We start from the raw sequence: 19,359 nt of genomic DNA on the forward strand, positions 1-19,359 counted from the left end.
GGTTCCTTATTTTGATTTAAAACGCTATAGCGCCAAGGATGTATCTCGTCAGTACGATCACGCTAGGAGCAAAAAGCACCATGATTATTCCTGAAATAATCATGGAAAGGCTGGCAATGACGCCTTCTAATTCATGGCGCTGTCTTGCCCGAGCAATACCCATAGCATGTGCAGCATTACCCAGTGCAGTACCCGAAGCAATTCTGTTCTTGCACCGCATCCATAACAACAGCACATCTCCCAACAACATACCAACCAAACCTGTAATCACAGTAAAGAGTGGAATCAGGCTGATGGATCCCCCCACTTTTTCGGTGAGCACCAAAGCAAATGGAATCGAAATGGAACGCGCCAACAAGCTATTTTTAACGATGTCATCAAAGTCCAATAGACTCGCCAAAAACCAACTGCTGAAAATACCCACCAACATGGCGAGGCTGGAGCTGAACAGCAACACTTTAAAATGTTGCTGAACCATACGGCGATAACGAAAAACAGGAATAGCAAAAGCCACCGTAATTGGACCAAGCATCGCCACCAAGTACTGGGTATAGTGGTAATAGTCTTGGAACTGGTGCTGAAATATTAGAATCAGTACGATGCTCAAGATGGGCACAACAATAATCGGGGACAAATAGATTTTTTGGGTTCGTACAAAGAGCCTCTTTGCCATGACATAGCACAGCACGGTCCAAGCCAAGTAAAAAACACCCCAAAACTCAGTCATCCTGATTTTCCTGCATCGTCTGTTCTGGTTTTGAGTCGTCTTGCTTTAAGCACATAGCGACGGTATATACCGAAACCAGCATGACCAAAGCGGTACTGATCAAAATCACCAGTAGAATTTTCCAACCACTGGCGATCAATAAATCCTGATACTGAATCACACCGACCACAGGTGGAATGAAAAATAGCAACAGTTCAGCCAATAATAGATCTGCACCGCGTTCAATGTGGGCTAATTTCAACCACTTCATTTCGAGTAAGAACAACAGTAGAAAGAAGCCCAACACACCCGACGCAACAGGCAGATTCAACAGCTTTTGCAAGACATAAGCACCGCTCCAAACGGCCAAAATAGCCATGATTTGGTAGCTCGCGGTTTTTAGCGTCTTCAACTGAGTTTGGACATCCAACATCATCCGATGTCCGCATAAGCCCGTTGTTTAAATGGCTGAATGGAGACACGTTTATAAGTTTCCAAAAAGGATTCTTGCTCCAAACGCAAATCCAAATAAGTATTTAAAATTTCTTCGAGCACATCTGGAATATCTTCTGCGGGAAATGAAGGGCCTAAAATATCACCAATGGATGCATCATGATCTGAGTTACCCCCTAAGCTAATTTGGTAATATTCAGCGCCTTTTTTATCGACACCCAAAATACCAATATTGCCAACATGGTGATGCCCACATGCATTCATACAGCCTGAAATATTTAAATCAACTTTACCTAAATGATATAAAGCATCCAAATCATCAAAACGGCGAGCAATCGCTTCATACACTGGAATAGATTTGGCATTTGCCAATGAGCAAAAGTCGCCACCCGGACAGCAAATCATGTCGGTCAGGAAGCCAATATGTGCACGAGCCAAATTGCCACGATCCAAGACTTGCCACAGTTCAAACAGATCCTTTTGGCGTACGTCAGTTAAGGCAATATTTTGCTCATGCGTGGTTCGCAGCTCACCAAAAGTATATTGGTCAGCCAAATCTGCAATTAAGCGCATTTCATCGGAAGTCATATCCCCCGGCGCCACACCTGCCCGTTTCAAGCTGATCGTAACAATGCGGTAGCCCGCGACTTTATGTGCATGGGTATTGATATTGAACCAGTGTTTAAACTTCGGATACTGCTGGAACAAAGCCTCAAAATCGTATTGTTCTAAAGCTTCATAGGTAAATGGCTGAAACACCGCATCCATTTTCGCCAAGACACTGGGCTGAACCTTGAGTAGTGTTTGAGTATGTGCAAACTCGGCTTCAACTTTTTCAGCAAAACCTGCTGGGGTCAGGGCTTTCACTAAAATTTTAATACGTGCTTTGTATTTATTATCACGGCGGCCATGCAGGTTATAGACACGCATGATAGCATCTAAATAAGCAATTAAATCTTCACGGGCTAAAAATGGCTTAATCACATGTCCCGCTAAAGGTGTACGCCCAAGCCCGCCACCGACTTTAATTTGATAGCCCAACTCCCCTGCTTCATTTTCCACCACATAGACTCCCACATCATGAAAGGTCGTAGCAGCACGGTCTTGCTCAGGGTGTGCACAAACCGCAATTTTAAATTTACGCGGAAGGAATGAAAACTCAGGATGGAAAGTACTCCACTGGCGAATCAATTCGCAGGTCGGGCGCGGATCTGTGAGCTCTCCTTCAACAACACCTGCATATTGGTCTGTTGTGGTATTTCGAATACAGTTACCACTGGTCTGAATAGAATGCATGTGTACCGTAGCAAGTTCCTGCAAAATATCAGGCACATCTTCAAGCTGCGGCCAATTCAGTTGAATATTTTGACGCGTTGAAATATGTGCATAGCCACGATCATACTTCTGTGCAACCTCGGCCACCTTCCGCAGTTGTGCGGAGTTCATTAAGCCATAAGGCACTGCCAAACGTAGCATGGGGGCATAACGCTGAACATATAAACCATTTTGTAAACGTAATGGGCGGTATTCTTCTTCGGTCAGTTTCCCCGCTAAATAACGCTGGGTTTGATCACGAAATTGCGCGACACGTTCATTTAATAAATTTTGATCAAAGTCTGTATATAAAAACATCTGAGTGACCTATGTCTATGCATAAAGATGAAAAGGAGCAGTGTTCGAGGGCGTATCAAAACTATCAATTAGGCTAAAAAAGTTGCCTGATTGCGTGACACACCATGTTGTAAACAGGTCTGCATATACTCGGCATAGACCGATAATTTTTCATAGATATGCTCGGCATAAAACATATCTTCGATCAATTGAGTCGCTTGCTGTAGGCTATAACTGCCGTAGCTCAACAATAATTCTGCATTCAGCGTGGCAAATTTTTCACATAAAGCAACATACTGTTCATCTTTGTTTTTAAAGAATAATTTACGCATATTCCAGTCACGACTGTCGATAATACTATCTTGCGGATGGATGCGAATATAGTAAATTTTTACTTTAAAAAACTGCTCAAGTTCCGCTATTTTTTGCGTATTGAGTGCCAGTGCAGTCACCAAGAAAATCTGTGAAACATCGGTTCGACAGAGTGCTTTGATCAATGAACTATAGAAAAAATCGACATCGTCTAAACTGGTATCACTTAAATCTAAATAAAGATTCAGTGCCTCAAGCACATCATCTATTTTTAAGTTTTGTCTTTGCTCAGCTTGATAGTAACGGTTGAGGATATTAAGAACAGATGGTGTGGCTGGGCTGTTATAAATCACAGGGTGATTTAGATTCGCCAAGATAAAAGGTGCAAATAAAAACGCTGCGCTAGCTTGTTCTGCTTGAATAGCGGACTGCACAATATACTGAACTTTTGAACTTGCAAAATCACGTAAAACTTTGGCACGTAGCAATGTTGCTTCTAAGTTTAGATATTGCTGAGCCAGCACATGCTGTAGTTTTTCTGAAAATCCCTGTCCTTCAATCAGTTCAGACATTGTATTCAGTTGCTGTGTTACAAACATTAGGCCACCATCAAGATTGTGATTCTTTCTTGAAACAAATTTTCATCCGATTTGATGGAAGTAAGTAGCTACAGTAAGGCGGTAAAAAACTATAACAGAATTTTATTGATGTCTTTTTCTGGTTTTATTCTTCAGTTTCCAAACGCACCATAAAAACAATTCAGTTTAGAATCCCTCTGATGATGCGGTTTAATTTTAACGACTCTTTTATCTAAATATAGTCTACTACAGTGTGTGCACATCCAAATCAAGGCGCTTGGTCGTATGAATCCAAAATTTAGCAGTTATACACTGTTACAGTGTCTTGCTCTTGCAGATGATTAAGGCTTGAGTAGCCATTCAACAGAACGATCAAATAGCTTTAAACCATCATTAGACAACAGAGTAAATGTATCATTATGCAGGAAAAACATGAGTCTTTTGGCTGGCGCTAAAGATTCATAATCCATGGTTGCGCCTTTTTCATAGCCCCAAATAGCAACTTTTTCAGGTTCACCATAAACGGTTGCAATAATCGTTGCACCTAAACCAGGTTTCCCCCAATTCATGCTTTCTTGTTTGCTATATACATTTGCTGTACCTGCGGGGAGTTGAGCAGATAACTCATGTGGTGCATTGACCAACCATAAATAGCGTGTTTTTTCTACCTCACCAAAATCCGTTCCTGTTCTCTTCCCAGTCATTGCAAGGTCATCAACATAATCACTTTCCCATGTCATCAAGGGTATAGACAGATATCGCCAACCAGATTTTAAATTTTTTGAACCTACAGTTGAGGATAAAATCACTAAATCTGTATTTTTAATTTGTTTAGGATCTTGGCTCTGATCAAGAATCTGTACTTGATAACCCTCTGCTTGTAAGTGCGACTGAATTGCTAAATCGGTTTTATAAGAAGGTCCATTCACTTGAGAAATGAGTGTGATATGCAGTGCATTGGGCTTTGCTTGCGTACACAAGGATATCAGCAAACATACTGCACCAATAACTGATGCACACATGAAACGTACTTTTTGCATTTTAGAACCTAAAAAATAGAAAAGAATGATCTAGAAAGACACATCAAATTAAATAGCCCTACAACGTTGATAGTAGACAATTGATTTCTTGTTAGATCACGTCGCAATTTGCGATTTAGAAGATAGCATATATTTTTGAAATTAAGCTGCTATGGGGTAAATGAGCTGACACGACCCGATTACTATACCCATATGTAAAGTACATTTAAGCTGTATTCGTCATATAGATGAGACACTTCTTCCTATCCTACTTATTGTTTTGAACGCCTAAAAAATAAAAAATAACGTCATCTCCCAACACATTCTAGTCCAATCATCTATATGTTTGAATCAGGAAGGAACATCGAAATGAAATCAAAGCACCATAAAATTGTCTTATCCATCAGTATATTGGCAATCGCCATTGCCACCAGCTTCAGCAATGCAGCAGAGACCAGCTATAAAGCCAGCAGCGTGAACCAGCCCATTAAAATCGTGAATATCGCGTCTTTAGAAGCACAAGCCAAAGCGCAAATGCAATCAGGTGCTTTTGGTTATATTCGTGGCGGTGCAGAAGATGAAAATAACTTACGAAGTAACACTTCTGCTTTTGACAAAAAATATATCATGCCACGTATTATGCAAGGCATTGAACTAAAAGATATTAACCTCAATACCAAGTTCTTGGGCATTGACTTAAAAACCCCGATTATTCAAGCTCCTATGGCTGCTCAGGGTTTAGCCAATGTCGATGGTGAGCTTTCAACTGCCAAAGGTATGGCAAAAGCAGGTTCTATTTTTTCACTCAGCACCTATGGCAATAAAACCATTGAAGAAGTGGCTCAAGTTTCAGGAAAAAACCCTTTCTTCTTTCAGCTTTACATGAGTAAAAATGACAAGTTCAACGAGTTTACCTTGAAGCGTGCCAAAGAGCATGGCGCTAAAGCCATCATTTTAACAGTGGACTCACCTGTCGGTGGCTACCGTGAGGATGACATTAAAAACAACTTCCAGTTTCCCTTGGGCTTTGCAAATTTAGAACTGTTTGCTCAACAAAATAAAGATGGCTCGAAGACAGGTAAAGGGGCTGGTATTAGCGAAATTTACGCCCAAGCCAAACAAGCTTTCACCCCGTCGGACATTCAATATGTAAAGAAATTGACTGGTCTGCCTGTGATTGTCAAAGGGATTCAATCGCCTGAGGATGCCGAAATGGCCATTCGTGCGGGTGCCGATGCCATTTGGGTATCTAACCACGGCGGTCGTCAGTTAGATAGTGGTCCATCCTCTTTTGATGTGTTGCCGGGCATTGCCAAAGTCGTCAATAAGCGTGTTCCTATTGTTTTTGACAGTGGTGTCCGTCGTGGTTCACACGTATTTAAAGCCTTAGCCAGCGGTGCTGATGTGGTTGCCATTGGTCGCCCAATTCTCTACGGTCTACAACTGGGAGGTGCCGAAGGCGTCAACTCAGTGATGGAACAGTTCAATAAAGAACTCCGTATTAACATGATGCTCGGTGGTGCCAAAGACATTGAAGCGGTGAAAAAAACCAAGCTCTATACAGACAAAGATTTTGAATAAACACTGACGGTTTTATACCCAAGTGTTGGCAACCCTGCTGACTGCTTGGGTAAATGCTTATGTGATAAGTCTTGAAATAAACGATTTCACTCAATTTCGAGTTAAACAATGAATGGACATCAACGCCTAGTAGCCGTACATGCCTTAGCAACTCAAGAAATTCGTCGATTTCTGCGAATATGGCCACAAAGCTTATTCGCTCCTGCACTGACGCTGACTTTATATTTATTCATTTTTCATAATTTGGCCATACCACTCGCCAATAGCGCAGATCAAGCTAACTCTCTGCACTTTATTGTGCCGGGGTTAATCCTAATGGGGGTCATCACCAGTAGTTATGACAATGTCAGCCTTAGCTTCTTTAGTGCTAAATTTAGGAAAACCTTAGAAGAACTACTAACCAGCCCCATGTCTAATCATCTGATTGTACATGGTTATTTGATGGGCAGTTTAATGCGGGCTTTTATGGTTGCAATGATAGGTAGTCTCATGGCATGGGCGCTTACCGATCTAAGCCTAATGCATCCCATAGTCCTATTTATGATCCTTTTCATTACCGCAGTATTCTTTTCACTGTGTGGCTTAATCAGTACCTTTCTGATTGATGACTTTGACCAACTGGCAGTCATTCCCAACTTTATCCTCTTGCCTTTACTTTTCTCATCGGGGATTTTTTATGATATTGATGCGCTGTCTCCCCATTGGCAGATGATCCATGCGTTCAATCCAATAACGTATCTGGTTGATTGCATTCGTTATAGCTTCATTGCGGGTGTCAGGCCCAATATTCCTTTAATTATGTCGGCTTATGGGGTCAGTATCATGGCTTTATATCGGCTCGCCGATTCTTTATTGACTAAAATGCGGGATGTATAAAACACTGATCTGATTAATGTCTTGATCAGTGGTCTATTTTTTAGAGACAGCATCAAATATTTGCAGGCTCAAAAACATTCAATAAAATCTGACTCAGCCAACTTTGGGATGAAGTCGTTTGATGCGAGGCCAAAGTATAAAGATTAACAGTATAATCGGGGACCTTAATAGGCAAGTCAAAAACATCAATCTCATGTATCGTTCTGAATTGTTCAACAGCTTTACTAGGTAAGGTCATGATGAGATTGCTAGACTCCAAAATATAAGGTGCAACCATCATATTTGGTAGTTCCAGCGCAATTTGTCGTGTAATACCCATGGTTTTTAAGACCCGATCGACAATTCCATGATGTTCCCCCCATGCACTCACTCGAATATGCTTTGCCTCCACATAGTCCTCAAGTCGCATCGTGCTGTACAATCGCTTAGGTACAACAACAACATAACGATCTGAAAAACAGAGCTGCTCTACTATTGCCGAATGATTCATTTCACCCTGCTCGGAATAGCCAATAACTGCATCCACATGCCCTAAGACTAAACTTTGAAACAGTGCCTCTTGTTGTTCAAACATAATTCTTATTTTGATATTGGGAGCAATCACACTCAGTCTTTTCATGAGAGAAGGCAGAACACAAAAAGCCGTATAGTCTGTTGTGCCAATCACAAATTCCATCGTACTTGAAAGGGGATCAAATGGTTCGACTTGAAATAATTGCTGAGAGATGAGCGCTAAGCTTTCAAAAATGGAGGGCGCTATTTCCTCTGCTTTTTTGGTTGGCAACATTTCCCCTTTCATGCGAACAAACAAAGGATCCTCCATCACATCTCGCAATCTATTCAGTGCATGGCTAAAGGCAGAAGCACTGATATAAATAGACTCAGCGGCCTTAGCTACACTTTTATGCTGATACAAAGCGCGAAAAACCAAGAGTAAATTGAGATCAAAAGCATGAGGTATAGAGTGCATATTATTCATTTTTCAATGTAATAAAATGCAGTATATACACTTAATTTATGCTTTAGAATATTTTCAAAATTATCCGAGTTTCTCTTATGCAAGAAATTATTCGTTCTGTTCAACTCACTGATGTTGCACGTTGTTTCGAAATTGAGTCTGCAGCATATTCAGCAGATGAGGCGGCAAGCCAAGCAAAAATTCAAATTCGAGCCGAACAATATCCCGAAGGTTTCATTGTTTTAGAAGTGGAACGTCATGTTATCGGTTTCATTAATAGTGGCTGTGCAGATAAAGTCGTAATGTCTGATGAACACTTTAAAGAATTAAAAGGCCATACACCCTCTGGCACGAACCTTGTCATCATGTCTGTCGTTGTTGACCCTGTATTTCAAGGACGAGGTTATTCGGCAAAACTCATGACCGCTTTTATTGAGAAAGCAAAAAGCCTGAACAAAGCTGCAATCTATTTGATGTGTAAAGAACAGTATCTCAAACTGTATGAGAAATTTGGTTTTCAACTCCTGCAAAAATCAGATTCGACTCATGGAGGAATGCAATGGTATGAGATGAAGTTAGAGCTTGCTTGACATGAACCCAGTTCGGTTCATTCGTCTTGCCAACATCTTGATTAGCGTGCTGGTTTTTGTTGTCATTTTTACACCAAACGTCAAATCATATTTGTGGGGGGCCATTGTATTGACTCTATGTCTGATCTGCGTTTCCTACCAACGTTCAGCAGAAGGTCTATGGGTAGGAATCGGCTTGTTATTAATTGCGATCAGCTTTTATTAGGTGAATGCTAGATCAAGCAATATATTTAAATAAGATAAAACTGATGCTTTTGTGTGATACAGCGCTGTCCTTCATTTAAGACTGAAAAGGCACGTCTAATGTCGCTTTGATACGCTCTAACACAACAGTGGTTTTAAACCACTGTACATTCGCATTTTGATGAAAAAGCTGATCACATAAGGCTTGAAAGCGACTCATACTCGGCACCAAAAGTACCAACATAAAGTCCGCCTCACCTGTTACGTAATAACACTGCTGTACTTCTGGTATTGAAAAACTCGCTTTTAACACGTCAAGATCTGTCACATGAGTTTGGTTAACACGAACCTCGACAAAAATCGTAACCACCTGCCCCAGTTTGTCTGGATCCAGTACTGCGTTATTACCAATAATATAACCACTGTCTCTTAATTTTTGAATGCGACGCTGTACTGAGGCGGTTGATAAATGCACCAAGTCTGCCAATTCGCGTAGCGGCGTGAGGCAATCTTTTTGCAGATGCTGCAATAAAGCGAAGTCAAATTTATCCAATTGCATCAAGCGCATTCCACGAGAAAATTTCTCATTTAAGCTAAACAATATAAGCCAATTTATCAATAAGACTGCAATAAAATATCACTTATTCATGCGTTTTAAGACCCGTTTTATGCCTCAGCATCCCAATACAACACTTGGCATTAGTTTAAATGTCACGGCCTCAGTGCTATTTGCATTAATGTTTGCCTATACTTCACTATTGGGCTCTTTGTCAGGCACAGAAATTTACGGCTGGCGCATTGTATTGAGCATTCCCTGTTTGACACTTTTTATATGGCTAAAAGGCAATTGGTCTCAGGTGATTGTGATTTATCGCCGTTTCTACCAAGAGCGCTTTTTCTTTTTAACGCGCGTGTTATCTTCGTTTTTAATTGGGATTCAGTTGTGGCTGTTTATGTGGGCACCCAGTCATGGCTATGGACTGGATGTTTCACTCGGTTATTTTATGATGCCAATTAGCATGGTGATTGTGGGTCGGATTGCGTTTAAAGAGCGAATGTCTCGTTTTCAACAACTGTCCTGTGTTTTTGCAGTACTGGGGATATTGAATCTCTTAGCCATTTCTCAAACCCTGACTTGGCCCACTCTGCTGATTTGCTTGGGTTATCCGATCTATTTTTGGCTCAGACAAAAAACGGAGACAAATAATATAGGCGGACTTTGGTTTGACATGATGCTGAGTGTTCCTGTCTGTCTATACTTTATTATGCACGGTTCTATCGTCACAGAAAGCCTATCTGCAAGTTCACATACACTGTGGCTTATTTCAGGACTTGGATTAATCAGTGCACTGGCTTTGGCATTTCAGTCCTTGTCTGCCCCGCATTTAAACTTAAGTCTGTTTGGACTGTTGGTTTATGTCGAACCCGTATTGTTAGTGGCCGTTTCAATCGCCTTAGGTGAAAGTATTACTTTGGCAGAATGGCCAACCTATATCGCCATTTGGCTCGCAGTATGTGTGCTTATGTTAGAAGGGTTACAGCAGTTAAAACGAAACCGAAAGTTAATGGCCTAAATCATTTATTCCATTGTTGTCCTAAACAGCTTTAATTTAGCTGTTTAGAGGACAATGGGACTACAACTAAATTGAACTGATCACCCTGATATAAAATACTTTTAACTCGATGGATTATGTACTGACAACTCAGACTCAAGCAAGATACATGGAATCAAAGTGAAGCATTTAAAAGGTGATGTTGTCTCACAATACTATTCAATAAGCTGGAAAAGTTGATTGCAGGTTGGCTATGCAGATCTGCTTTAAACGCAATACCGAGTCCAATGGTTGCGGTTTTATTTTTTAGATATTTATATTTAATCCCTTCAATTTTGAGCTGTTGGGTGGACTCAGGCACCAAAGAAATCCCTAAGTTCGCCGCAACCAACGATAAAATTGAAACAATCTGAGGCGCTTGCTGTCCAACTTTTGGGGTAAAACCATGCTGTTGGCAAGTATTTAGAATCGCAGCATACAGCCCAGCACTCACCTCAGGAGGAGAAACAATAAAACATTCATGTGCAAATTCTGCAAAATCCACCATCTCTTCATCTGCGGGATAATGTAAAGGCAAAGCAGCAATCAACTTTTCATCAATCAAGTTACGAATCGTAATAGCTTTCGGGTACTGTGCAGGTGGCCGAACAATCGCAATGTCTAATTCATTATTCAGTAAACTTTCAATTAAAATCAAAGAATTGGCTTCTTTTAACACCAAATTAACCTGCGGATATCGCTGCTGGAATGCTTGGATGGCGGTCGGAATTAAAGAATTTAAAATTGAGGTGCCTGTAAAGCCGAGCCTTAGTTCTCCCCATTCACCATTTGCCGTACTTTGGGTCAATTTCACTGCATTTTTCAGTTGATTCTGAATGGGCAAGACCATTTTAAGAAAAGTTTCCCCTGCTGGTGTCAGTGCAACGCCATGAGAATAACGATAAAAAAGTTCAACGCCGATTTCATTTTCCAACTTTTTAATTTGCATACTCAACGGTGGCTGACTTATACCAAGACGCAAGGCTGCTTTAGAGAAACTTTGCTCTTCCGCGATAGCAATAAAGTACTGAATATTGCGCAGTTCCATATATAAAAGCTATACCATTATTGAGTTATATATATTATACATATACACATGCACTTCTTAAAATAAAAGCTCTTCTCCATATTAAGTCAGTTAAGTCATGAAACTGAGCTCTTCGATAGAAGCAGACTGGTCTACCTTTCAGCAATCCATTCCACAAACGATCAACAAAGGTACACGGGAATATAAAAAAGCGGGTATGGCGTTGTTCCTATTAGGCTTTGCCAGTTTTTCGCTAATCTATTGCGTACAGCCCTTGCTACCCAATTTAAGTCAAAGTTTCCATATTGCGCCCAGTGCAAGTGCGCTTGCATTGTCTTTAACCACAGGCTTTTTAGCCATGTCGATCGTGCTATCCAGTGCTTTTTCACAAACATTGGGCAGAAAAGGGCTGATGTTTTTCTCGATGCTTTTGGCTTCAATACTTAATGTCGTGTGCGCAGTTTCACCGAGCTGGCATGTACTCATGCTTTCAAGAAGCTTAGAAGGTTTTGTTTTGGGTGGAGTTCCTGCTGTTGCTATGGCTTGGATTGCAGAAGAAATTAGCCCGAAAGATTTAGCTAAAACCATGGGGCTATATATTGCAGGCACAGCATTTGGCGGCATGATGGGACGTGTTGGCATGGGTATTTTGACCGAGTTTTTCTCATGGCGTATTTCCATGGCGATTCTCGGCGGCATCTGTCTGTTCTGTGCATTAGGTTTTTTGAAACTCTTACCTAATTCGCGAAATTTCACTGCCCAGCAAGGTCTCTCTTTTAAGTTCCATCTACATGCATGGTATGCACACTTAAATCATACACGGCTGTTAAAAATTTATGTCATCGGTTTTTTGCTCACCAGTATCTTTGTCACTTTGTTTAATTATGTGACTTTCAGACTGTTTGCAGCACCCTATCATTTAAGCCAAACGCAGATCAGCCTCATCTTTTTATCTTATAGTTTGGGTATTATTTCCTCTTCTATCGCAGGCAATATCGCAGACCGAGTAGGCAAAAAGCAGGTGATGATTTTGGGCTTTTCATGCATGCTTTTAGGCGTGCTACTCACCCTTTCTGCATCTTTATTTCTGATTATTCTTGGTATTGGCTGTGTGACCACTGGCTTTTTCATTGCCCATGCCATTGCCAGCAGTCGCGTAGGCGAACTCGCAACATCCAATAAAGGCCATGCCACCTCCTTGTATCTGCTTTTTTATTATTTAGGTTCAAGCATTATAGGCGCCTATGGCGGAAATATTTGGCAAAGCTATGGCTGGAATGGCATCGTTATCTTAAATATTTTTCTGATCCTAATTGCACTCATCGTTATTTTTTCAATAAAACCACTCCATTCATCCACCCCAACACCTTAGGAATTTCGACCTCATGCAACAACACTTATTTGTCTACGGTACCTTAGCTCCCAATAAACCCAATGCCCATATTTTAGAAGCGATTGGCGGTACATGGAGCAAAGGCTCTGTGAAAGGATGGCTTAAAGAAGCTGGTTGGGGTGCAGAACTTGGCTTTCCTGGCCTGACACTGAGTCCAGATGGGCAAACTATTGATGGATATATTTTTAGTTCAGAACAATTAGATAGCCTGTGGAACAGTTTGGATGAGTTCGAAGGCAGTGAATATCAGCGTGTTTTAACTGAGGTCACTTTAGAGAATGGGCAAATACAACAGGCCTATGTCTATGCACTAAATCAGCAGGTATAAGTCGTATTTTTATGTAGCGAAGTCTCAAAAACTAAATTAAATGAAATCGAATACGGATGATTGCTCATTTAAGCTGATGTTTGAATGGTCTCAAAGTCAGTTACATACCGACTGACTTTGAGACATTAAACCAGTTTTACTCTTTATAATGTTGTGTACTGTAGTGCTCAACAGGTAAACGTGTTAACACCTTTTGCCCTTTCGCACCTGGCATGCTTTCGACATACTGTAAGAAAGCTTCGGCATAATCTAAACCCACATCAATCCGACGATCACCCGTAATACCTTTTAAACTGGTATAAAAGTCTTGACCATCGGCAAGGAAATTAATGGTAATCACTTGATAGGTTTGGTTTACATTTAAAGGCAAATACTGTCCATCAGCATTTCGTACTTGTAAATTCGATACCCGTTGGCCTTTGACTTGGGTTAAATCGACATCCCACGTTAAGCCCCCTGTATAGGGATAACTGCCAGTGTTGTTCAAAACCACGGCATCAATCGCATCTTCTAAAGTTGATTTAATTTCCTGCCCCGTGGCTTGTAATTGCACCAATGTATTTTTAAAAGGCAAGACCGTATAAATTTTCTCAACCGTGATATCGCCTTGTGGTACATCGACTCTGACCCCGCCACCGTTTTGAATCGAAATATCCGCATTAAAATACTTTTTGCCTTGTTGTAAAAAGGCTTCTGCCACCAATTGTTGCACATCTCCACCATGTTGATTGGTGAAATCAGCTTTATTGCAAATATCTCCTAGACTTGAACGTGAGGCATCTCTAGTGGTGCCTGGAACACGACGTAAGCAAAGATTGCTTTCAGCTCTTGCTACAATTTCTTTGCCTAATAAATTTTTAGCCACTTTATACGGTTCTAAAATACTTAAAGCCGTCGCATCAGGCTGTACAATTTGTAAAGCATTGCTATTTTCAACATCTTGCCTAATATGCGCGATTTCAGTTGTATTCAGTAGGACTGCATCTTTTGCGGTACGTTTAAAGTCACCACCAATCAATACATTGGCCTTACCTGTACAAGCATCAACTTTACCATTGGCGTCAAAGTTGACTTTTAACTGCCCCACCACATACGCATATTGCCATGCTTGTACTACGCAAACTTGATCACCCTCTTTATTTTTCAATAAAGTTGGATAATCACCCTCAGGGGTGATGCCATAGTTCTTCAACTTTGCATCGGCCAATAAAGTATGCGAATCTCCGCCCACAATCACATCAACTCCAGATAACTGCGTAGCCAGTTCTTTTTCCGCCCCATAACCCAAATGCGACTGTACAATAATTTTATTGATGCCTTGCTGTTTTAGTTCATCAATATATTTCTGTGCAGTAGTCACTTCATCTTTAAATACAGTATCTGTATTTGGGCGTGATGCATTTTTGGTCTTATTGGCAATGGTGAGGCCAATCAATGCAATTTTTTGCCCTTCTTTTTCTATAATGGTATACGGCTTCACCAAATCTGTTCGATACAACGGTGAACTTGGCCCAAACTCGACATTGGCACTGAGTATCTGAGTTTTAGTCTTACAACTGCCTTTATCGTTTAAAAAACCCATAAACTTTTGTAGACCAGCATCTGTATTATCAAATTCATGGTTGCCCAAGGTCATCGTATCGAAACATACCGTATTCATAAGGTCTGCCTCGGCCTCACCTTCTTTCAAGGTAAAATAGAGATCCCCCGTTATGGCATCTCCTGCGTGAATTTTGATTGCATTTTTCTCACGACTCGCCAAATCATTCATCAATGCTGTGACTCGTGCAAAACCACCATTCGAGACTTGGATTTCCTCTCGCTTTCCTGCCGAAGTTTCTAACATTAATTTTACCGTCTCCTCATCTAAGTGTGAGTGGCTATCATTAATGTGGAGAAGATTGACTTCGAGTGCTTTATTCTGCACGTCAGGTGCAGTATTGTTTTTATTATCGTCGTCATTACATCCAACAAGTACGCTGCTACACAATAAAAAACCACCACTCAAACTTAACAGCTTAATGGCTCTATTTCGAAGAATCACGGTTGTCCCCAATGCTTATTTATTAAACAACCATCATGCAAGGGCACCGTTTAAAATTCGTGACACTGGTGAAATATTCTTAATATTATTTACATTGTTTTGATATTTAAACAGTTTTTCTATAACTTATACCAACATGGTTTTACCAAACGATTAAATATAATTCAGTTTCTGCATTATTATGTAATATAAATTATAGTAATCAACGCTATATTTCCCTATATTAGTCACATAACTATTGATAATCATTGTAGTCTCGTGGAGACAGTACACCATGAAACTTTTCAAATATTCTTTCGCAATTCTTGCCGTCATTTCTGTTTCGGCGTATACCATGAGTGATCGTCAATCCTCACAATTTCAAGTCAAAATGCAAGTTACAGAAATTTGCGATATTGGAACAGGCAGTACTTCAGATATTGATTTTGGAACAGTGACTCGTAATGCACAGAATGTGCAAGCGACAGGAAGTTTAAATGTTTATTGTACCAATGGAACACCCTATAACATTGCGTTAAACAGCAATGGCAGTTTAAAACATAGTAATGATATTTCTATACAAATTCCTTATCAGCTATACCAAGATGCTGCCATGAGTAAAGAATGGGGCAATATTGCAGACAATCGTTTGTCTCAACAAGGTACTGGGCAAACGCAAAATATTACCATTTGGGGAAAAGTTCCCAATGCTAATGTCCCTGCAGGACAATATAGTGACAAAGTGACCGCAACCATTACCTATTAAGCTTAAAAGGAATAATGAGCAACTTAGTAAGTTAAAGTGACTGTGATTGTATCGGAGTATTGTCCAATACTTGTGATCGTTTGAGCTGGAACAGCTGCATACACAGGAACACTCTGGTTATCTACAGGATAAAAAACATTCGCCTGCCATATTTGTAAACGACTAACATCTTTATATAAATTGTACTGAATATAACTTCCCACTGCATTTCTCATTCGTCTTTGGCTTCCTTGCGCATTTACGCCATTATCCAAACTAACTTGCATACTGGTTCCTGTTGGACAAGCCAAACGAATAAGTCCTGAACCAAATAATGGGGTGTTTAATTGCTCAACAGCTCCAAAGTCAATATCCGTAGCCGATTGGATTAAACAACTATTTTCATAATTGGAGTTAACGATGAGGTTATTATTTCCTGTATTTGAATTTGCAAAAACCTCTTCATGGCTGGGTATTGCAGAACCATAACGAAAAGCAGAATAAAGTTTCAGATTTACACTATTTGTGGTGTAACTTCTCGCAGGAACCACTTGCCCAGCGAGCACTTGTCCATATATTTTAATTTGAGTACTTGCATTCGCCTGCCCAGCCTCGACTTGAAAAGTCTGGCACTGCGCCTGACTTTTACGGTCTGAACCTGGAATTTTGTACGTTCGCGCAGCATCATAGTACAAATGATAATTGAGCAGTGTTTCAGGATTATAGCTAATCATACTACGAGGATCATTCCCCGAAGGAGATGTACTATCAATTGCTAAACACATTTTATATGTGACTGGCTGACTCCAATTAGAGTTACAGCTAACCGTGACGTCCGTTGAAGCAGTAGAAGAACCTTGAGCATTTGCAGTACCTAAACTGAGAGTTGCCCCCCCAATCCAGCAGCTTTCTGCATGCGCAGGCGAATAGATCAGCCCACAACTAAGGAGCAACAAGCCAATACAAGCCAAATACTGGCTAGAATAGTTCATTTTAAACCAGTGACTGTAGTTTACTGACATACGATTTGCCCCAAATCACTATAACCATTTAAAGTTTCAAGATCTGGCAACTTTACTCTGCACTGCTTGAGCTGATCACCTATATATAGGGTATTATTTTTTACATTATCCAAATACACCATACCATCATGCGCCACAATAGTCGTCGGTTGAAGTTGCTCATTTGGTTTTTCTTGCCAGACAGAAGTTCCTACCGAAAGGTTATTTCCTTGCAAATCGACCACTTGAAGTTGTACTGATTTGACCTGATACATCGGGAACCGAATAAATACCCCACTCGACTGCCGAGGAACTGCATCCTGCTGGGTCGTTTCAATTTTTAAATTGATCGGTAAATCCAAAGTATCTACAGCCACACTGTTATGTTGATACGGATTTAAATAATCAAGCAGTAAATAACCTTTCCGATTTGTTTTGCCAATTAAACGATTTTCTAAACGTACAGGTACATCTGCAACTTGATCTGTTGAAACAACTGCAAATGAACCATTGCCCAGACGTTTAGCTAATACTGTATCTTTTAAAATCACCAACCCACCACTCACAGAAGCATAAGCACTGGTATTATTTTGTTGATCAGATTCGGTATGTTGCACATTAAATTGTGCCAAACCATAACGTCCTAAATAATCCAACTGCCCCTGAAATTGTGAATATTGCTCAGTATGGTTGGCTAAAGCTTGCCAACCTAAACCACCTTGGTCTTGATCCACAGAATGTAAAACATTCAGACTCATTTGGTTTTGGTCATTGCTACGCTGAGCGGTAAGTGTCGCAGAATTACGCTTTGCCCATGGTAAATTTAAAGATAGATAATAACTATTCTCTTTATTTAACAAGTCACGGCTATAACTCAAACTCAAGTTCATTCGTCGCGGTAAAATATAAGACCAGTTGAGCAAAACAAAACGATTACTCGCTTGATCTATGTATTCCTGCTGAATATAGCTACCGCCAAATTGTCCAAATTTAGTATTTAGTCCCATATAAAATTGATCGGACTGGCTTGCAAATGTTGCATCGTTTAAGCTTGCAATATCATTAAACTGTCCGAACTGACGTAGGCCATTATAGTTTAGACTGAGCAATGCGGAGTTCCAGCTATAGCCAAAACCCAACAATTGACCTTGTTGCTCGGATGTATGGCTATAAGCATAGGAAACATTGATTTGCCCTGCGCGCTTGCCTAATTGATAAACTGTTCCTAAACCTGCTTGTTGCAATTGTTCCGTAAGCTCGGCATGCGTTTCTACTGTGAAAGTATTACTTAGCCCATAACGATAATTTCCACTAAAAGCGGGATCATTCGCATAATCAAAAGAAGATAGACCATAATTAAGCTTAGGATAACCCAAGTTCAAAGACCAATCATTTAGTCCCTGTGCCAATAAATGATTGGCACGATACAAAGAAAAACTTTGAACTTGCTGCTGACCATTGATGTCGGTAATGACCATCTGGGCATTTCCAGCCCCCGTAATACTCGGGATGGTTTGGATATCAAATTGCCCCGGTACCACATTTTGTGAAGATTGCTTGATCCCATTAATAATCAGATCAATTTGAGAGGGCAAAGTCACCTGCCCCTTAAAACTCATTAAGGGCGTGGTTACCGTATAAGGCTGTAATGCAAAGTTTTTAGATATGCTCAAACCGCTCAAACGCGTTGAACGTGTCCATGTAAGCGCATCACTTTGAGCATCACCTAAACGCAATCGCAGCAATTGATTTGGAAAATCTTTTTCCCAATACGTATCAAGTATTTGACCATCAGTCGCGACATGATCTCGATACTGATAATTTCCTGACAGACTTAAAACGCCATTAAATAAGCCAAAATAGCGTAGCTCATTCCAACCATTAAATGAAAAAACATCATCATTTTGTTGGGCAAATGCCGTGTAGTTAAGTAACAACCCCTTTTTTTCTTGTAATGGGTTAATACTGGCGGCAGGTAAAGCTTGATAACCATATTGGTTTTGTCCGCTTAACAACTCGACAGGTACTTGTATTGATATTTTCTGATTCAAATCATCATACTGATAGCTCAACCCATTAATTTGATCAAGCGCAATATAAGTAGCTTGATCAATGAGCATTTGCGGAGCATCCGCATGAATGGCAAAACTATCTAAAGATGCACGGTCTATATAAAGCTGTTGACCTCGTTGCAGGAAATGACCAATTTGTGGCTGAACAGACTGATTAAGTTCGACATCCAAGTATAAGTCTTGCTGGATTTCACTTGCTTGCTCTGGGGAGTCCGACTCTGCAAAAACGTGAGGAGCAATAACAATAATTAGCCCTGCACAGAGTAAACGACTGACTCGAACGTTCAATGAAGAAACTCCCAAAGACATAA

At 40.4% G+C, this 19,359-nt stretch carries 18 protein-coding genes; 7 read left to right on the forward strand and 11 right to left on the reverse strand.

What is annotated here, in order from left to right; all coding sequences use genetic code 11:
- Window positions 1-16: 16 nt before the first annotated feature.
- From ACZ8ZH_RS13620 to ACZ8ZH_RS13640, 5 genes are all read right to left on the reverse strand, one after another.
- The gene (locus ACZ8ZH_RS13620; RefSeq protein ID WP_119063777.1) at window positions 17-727 is read right to left on the reverse strand and encodes an LrgB family protein; all 711 of its coding nucleotides are present in this window, start codon (window positions 725-727) and stop codon (window positions 17-19) included.
- On the reverse strand, window positions 720-1,139 hold the full coding sequence (locus ACZ8ZH_RS13625) for a CidA/LrgA family protein (protein ID WP_087528196.1): 420 nt from the start codon (window positions 1,137-1,139) through the stop codon (window positions 720-722). The genes ACZ8ZH_RS13620 and ACZ8ZH_RS13625 overlap by 8 nt, the downstream gene beginning before the upstream one ends.
- A complete protein-coding gene (locus ACZ8ZH_RS13630) occupies window positions 1,139-2,791 on the reverse strand; it encodes a nitrite/sulfite reductase (protein ID WP_119063776.1) in 1,653 nt (550 codons plus the stop codon). The genes ACZ8ZH_RS13625 and ACZ8ZH_RS13630 overlap by 1 nt, the downstream gene beginning before the upstream one ends.
- Window positions 2,792-2,859: 68 nt before the next feature.
- Window positions 2,860-3,681 carry a hypothetical protein gene (locus ACZ8ZH_RS13635; RefSeq protein WP_110973792.1) on the reverse strand — a complete coding sequence of 274 codons (822 nt, stop codon included), beginning with the start codon at window positions 3,679-3,681 and terminating at the stop codon, window positions 2,860-2,862.
- A 320-nt stretch (window positions 3,682-4,001) separates the two neighbouring features.
- A complete protein-coding gene (locus ACZ8ZH_RS13640; RefSeq protein WP_119063775.1) occupies window positions 4,002-4,700 on the reverse strand; it encodes a hypothetical protein in 699 nt (232 codons plus the stop codon).
- A gap of 348 nt (window positions 4,701-5,048) precedes the next feature.
- Here ACZ8ZH_RS13640 and ACZ8ZH_RS13645 point away from each other — a divergent pair, with 348 nt between their 5' ends.
- Both ACZ8ZH_RS13645 and ACZ8ZH_RS13650 read left to right on the forward strand, forming a co-directional pair.
- Window positions 5,049-6,260, forward strand: coding sequence for a lactate oxidase (locus ACZ8ZH_RS13645; RefSeq protein WP_119063774.1), 1,212 nt, complete (start codon window positions 5,049-5,051; stop codon window positions 6,258-6,260).
- Window positions 6,261-6,368: 108 nt separating this feature from the next.
- Window positions 6,369-7,136 carry an ABC transporter permease gene (locus ACZ8ZH_RS13650; protein ID WP_119063773.1) on the forward strand — a complete coding sequence of 256 codons (768 nt, stop codon included), beginning with the start codon at window positions 6,369-6,371 and terminating at the stop codon, window positions 7,134-7,136.
- 52 nt (window positions 7,137-7,188) lie between these two features.
- Here the strand turns inward: ACZ8ZH_RS13650 and ACZ8ZH_RS13655 are convergent, their stop codons facing one another.
- On the reverse strand, window positions 7,189-8,115 hold the full coding sequence (locus tag ACZ8ZH_RS13655; RefSeq protein ID WP_171405798.1) for a LysR family transcriptional regulator: 927 nt from the start codon (window positions 8,113-8,115) through the stop codon (window positions 7,189-7,191).
- Between the two features lie 77 nt (window positions 8,116-8,192).
- Between ACZ8ZH_RS13655 and ACZ8ZH_RS13660 the strand changes: the two genes are divergently transcribed.
- A complete protein-coding gene (locus ACZ8ZH_RS13660) occupies window positions 8,193-8,684 on the forward strand; it encodes a GNAT family N-acetyltransferase (RefSeq protein ID WP_110973797.1) in 492 nt (163 codons plus the stop codon).
- A gap of 280 nt (window positions 8,685-8,964) precedes the next feature.
- Here ACZ8ZH_RS13660 and ACZ8ZH_RS13665 read toward each other — a convergent pair whose 3' ends face one another.
- Window positions 8,965-9,426, reverse strand: coding sequence for an Lrp/AsnC family transcriptional regulator (locus tag ACZ8ZH_RS13665; RefSeq protein ID WP_086208898.1), 462 nt, complete (start codon window positions 9,424-9,426; stop codon window positions 8,965-8,967).
- A 109-nt stretch (window positions 9,427-9,535) separates the two neighbouring features.
- Between ACZ8ZH_RS13665 and rarD the strand changes: the two genes are divergently transcribed.
- A complete protein-coding gene (gene rarD, locus ACZ8ZH_RS13670) occupies window positions 9,536-10,441 on the forward strand; it encodes an EamA family transporter RarD (protein WP_119063799.1) in 906 nt (301 codons plus the stop codon).
- A gap of 154 nt (window positions 10,442-10,595) precedes the next feature.
- Here the strand turns inward: rarD and ACZ8ZH_RS13675 are convergent, their stop codons facing one another.
- A complete protein-coding gene (locus ACZ8ZH_RS13675; RefSeq protein WP_119063771.1) occupies window positions 10,596-11,507 on the reverse strand; it encodes a LysR substrate-binding domain-containing protein in 912 nt (303 codons plus the stop codon).
- Window positions 11,508-11,604: 97 nt separating this feature from the next.
- Between ACZ8ZH_RS13675 and ACZ8ZH_RS13680 the strand changes: the two genes are divergently transcribed.
- Entirely contained in the window at window positions 11,605-12,858 is a 1,254-nt protein-coding gene (locus tag ACZ8ZH_RS13680; protein WP_119063770.1) for an MFS transporter, read from the forward strand.
- Window positions 12,859-12,871: 13 nt separating this feature from the next.
- Window positions 12,872-13,207 carry a gamma-glutamylcyclotransferase family protein gene (locus ACZ8ZH_RS13685; RefSeq protein WP_119063769.1) on the forward strand — a complete coding sequence of 112 codons (336 nt, stop codon included), beginning with the start codon at window positions 12,872-12,874 and terminating at the stop codon, window positions 13,205-13,207.
- Between the two features lie 136 nt (window positions 13,208-13,343).
- On the opposite strand, the gene ACZ8ZH_RS13690 is transcribed toward ACZ8ZH_RS13685, so the two are convergent.
- A complete protein-coding gene (locus tag ACZ8ZH_RS13690; protein ID WP_416332347.1) occupies window positions 13,344-15,230 on the reverse strand; it encodes a bifunctional metallophosphatase/5'-nucleotidase in 1,887 nt (628 codons plus the stop codon).
- 295 nt (window positions 15,231-15,525) lie between these two features.
- Between ACZ8ZH_RS13690 and ACZ8ZH_RS13695 the strand changes: the two genes are divergently transcribed.
- Window positions 15,526-15,996, forward strand: coding sequence for a Csu type fimbrial protein (locus ACZ8ZH_RS13695; protein ID WP_104488387.1), 471 nt, complete (start codon window positions 15,526-15,528; stop codon window positions 15,994-15,996).
- 23 nt (window positions 15,997-16,019) lie between these two features.
- On the opposite strand, the gene ACZ8ZH_RS13700 is transcribed toward ACZ8ZH_RS13695, so the two are convergent.
- The gene (locus tag ACZ8ZH_RS13700) at window positions 16,020-16,997 is read right to left on the reverse strand and encodes a Csu type fimbrial protein (protein WP_119063767.1); all 978 of its coding nucleotides are present in this window, start codon (window positions 16,995-16,997) and stop codon (window positions 16,020-16,022) included.
- The gene (locus ACZ8ZH_RS13705) at window positions 16,988-19,357 is read right to left on the reverse strand and encodes a fimbria/pilus outer membrane usher protein (RefSeq protein ID WP_119063766.1); all 2,370 of its coding nucleotides are present in this window, start codon (window positions 19,355-19,357) and stop codon (window positions 16,988-16,990) included. Before ACZ8ZH_RS13705 ends, ACZ8ZH_RS13700 begins: the two co-directional genes overlap by 10 nt.
- Window positions 19,358-19,359: the final 2 nt, after the last annotated feature.

It is taken from the genome of Acinetobacter sp. SW-226 (assembly GCF_055632855.1).

Bases quoted from the DNA above. Each gene is read 5' to 3' on its own strand.
- ACZ8ZH_RS13695 (WP_104488387.1), top strand. From the start codon at position 15,526: ATGAAACTTTTCAAATATTCTTTCGCAATTCTTGCCGTCATTTCTGTT.
- ACZ8ZH_RS13700 (WP_119063767.1), bottom strand. From the start codon at position 16,997: ATGTCAGTAAACTACAGTCACTGGTTTAAAATGAACTATTCTAGCCAG.
- ACZ8ZH_RS13685 (WP_119063769.1), top strand. From the start codon at position 12,872: ATGCAACAACACTTATTTGTCTACGGTACCTTAGCTCCCAATAAACCC.
- rarD (WP_119063799.1), top strand. From the start codon at position 9,536: ATGCCTCAGCATCCCAATACAACACTTGGCATTAGTTTAAATGTCACG.
- ACZ8ZH_RS13645 (WP_119063774.1), top strand. From the start codon at position 5,049: ATGAAATCAAAGCACCATAAAATTGTCTTATCCATCAGTATATTGGCA.
- ACZ8ZH_RS13675 (WP_119063771.1), bottom strand. From the start codon at position 11,507: ATGGAACTGCGCAATATTCAGTACTTTATTGCTATCGCGGAAGAGCAA.
- ACZ8ZH_RS13640 (WP_119063775.1), bottom strand. From the start codon at position 4,700: ATGCAAAAAGTACGTTTCATGTGTGCATCAGTTATTGGTGCAGTATGT.
- ACZ8ZH_RS13705 (WP_119063766.1), bottom strand. From the start codon at position 19,357: ATGTCTTTGGGAGTTTCTTCATTGAACGTTCGAGTCAGTCGTTTACTC.
- ACZ8ZH_RS13655 (WP_171405798.1), bottom strand. From the start codon at position 8,115: ATGAATAATATGCACTCTATACCTCATGCTTTTGATCTCAATTTACTC.
- ACZ8ZH_RS13625 (WP_087528196.1), bottom strand. From the start codon at position 1,139: ATGTTGGATGTCCAAACTCAGTTGAAGACGCTAAAAACCGCGAGCTAC.
- ACZ8ZH_RS13665 (WP_086208898.1), bottom strand. From the start codon at position 9,426: ATGCAATTGGATAAATTTGACTTCGCTTTATTGCAGCATCTGCAAAAA.
- ACZ8ZH_RS13660 (WP_110973797.1), top strand. From the start codon at position 8,193: ATGCAAGAAATTATTCGTTCTGTTCAACTCACTGATGTTGCACGTTGT.
- ACZ8ZH_RS13635 (WP_110973792.1), bottom strand. From the start codon at position 3,681: ATGTTTGTAACACAGCAACTGAATACAATGTCTGAACTGATTGAAGGA.
- ACZ8ZH_RS13680 (WP_119063770.1), top strand. From the start codon at position 11,605: ATGAAACTGAGCTCTTCGATAGAAGCAGACTGGTCTACCTTTCAGCAA.
- ACZ8ZH_RS13620 (WP_119063777.1), bottom strand. From the start codon at position 727: ATGACTGAGTTTTGGGGTGTTTTTTACTTGGCTTGGACCGTGCTGTGC.
- ACZ8ZH_RS13650 (WP_119063773.1), top strand. From the start codon at position 6,369: ATGAATGGACATCAACGCCTAGTAGCCGTACATGCCTTAGCAACTCAA.
- ACZ8ZH_RS13630 (WP_119063776.1), bottom strand. From the start codon at position 2,791: ATGTTTTTATATACAGACTTTGATCAAAATTTATTAAATGAACGTGTC.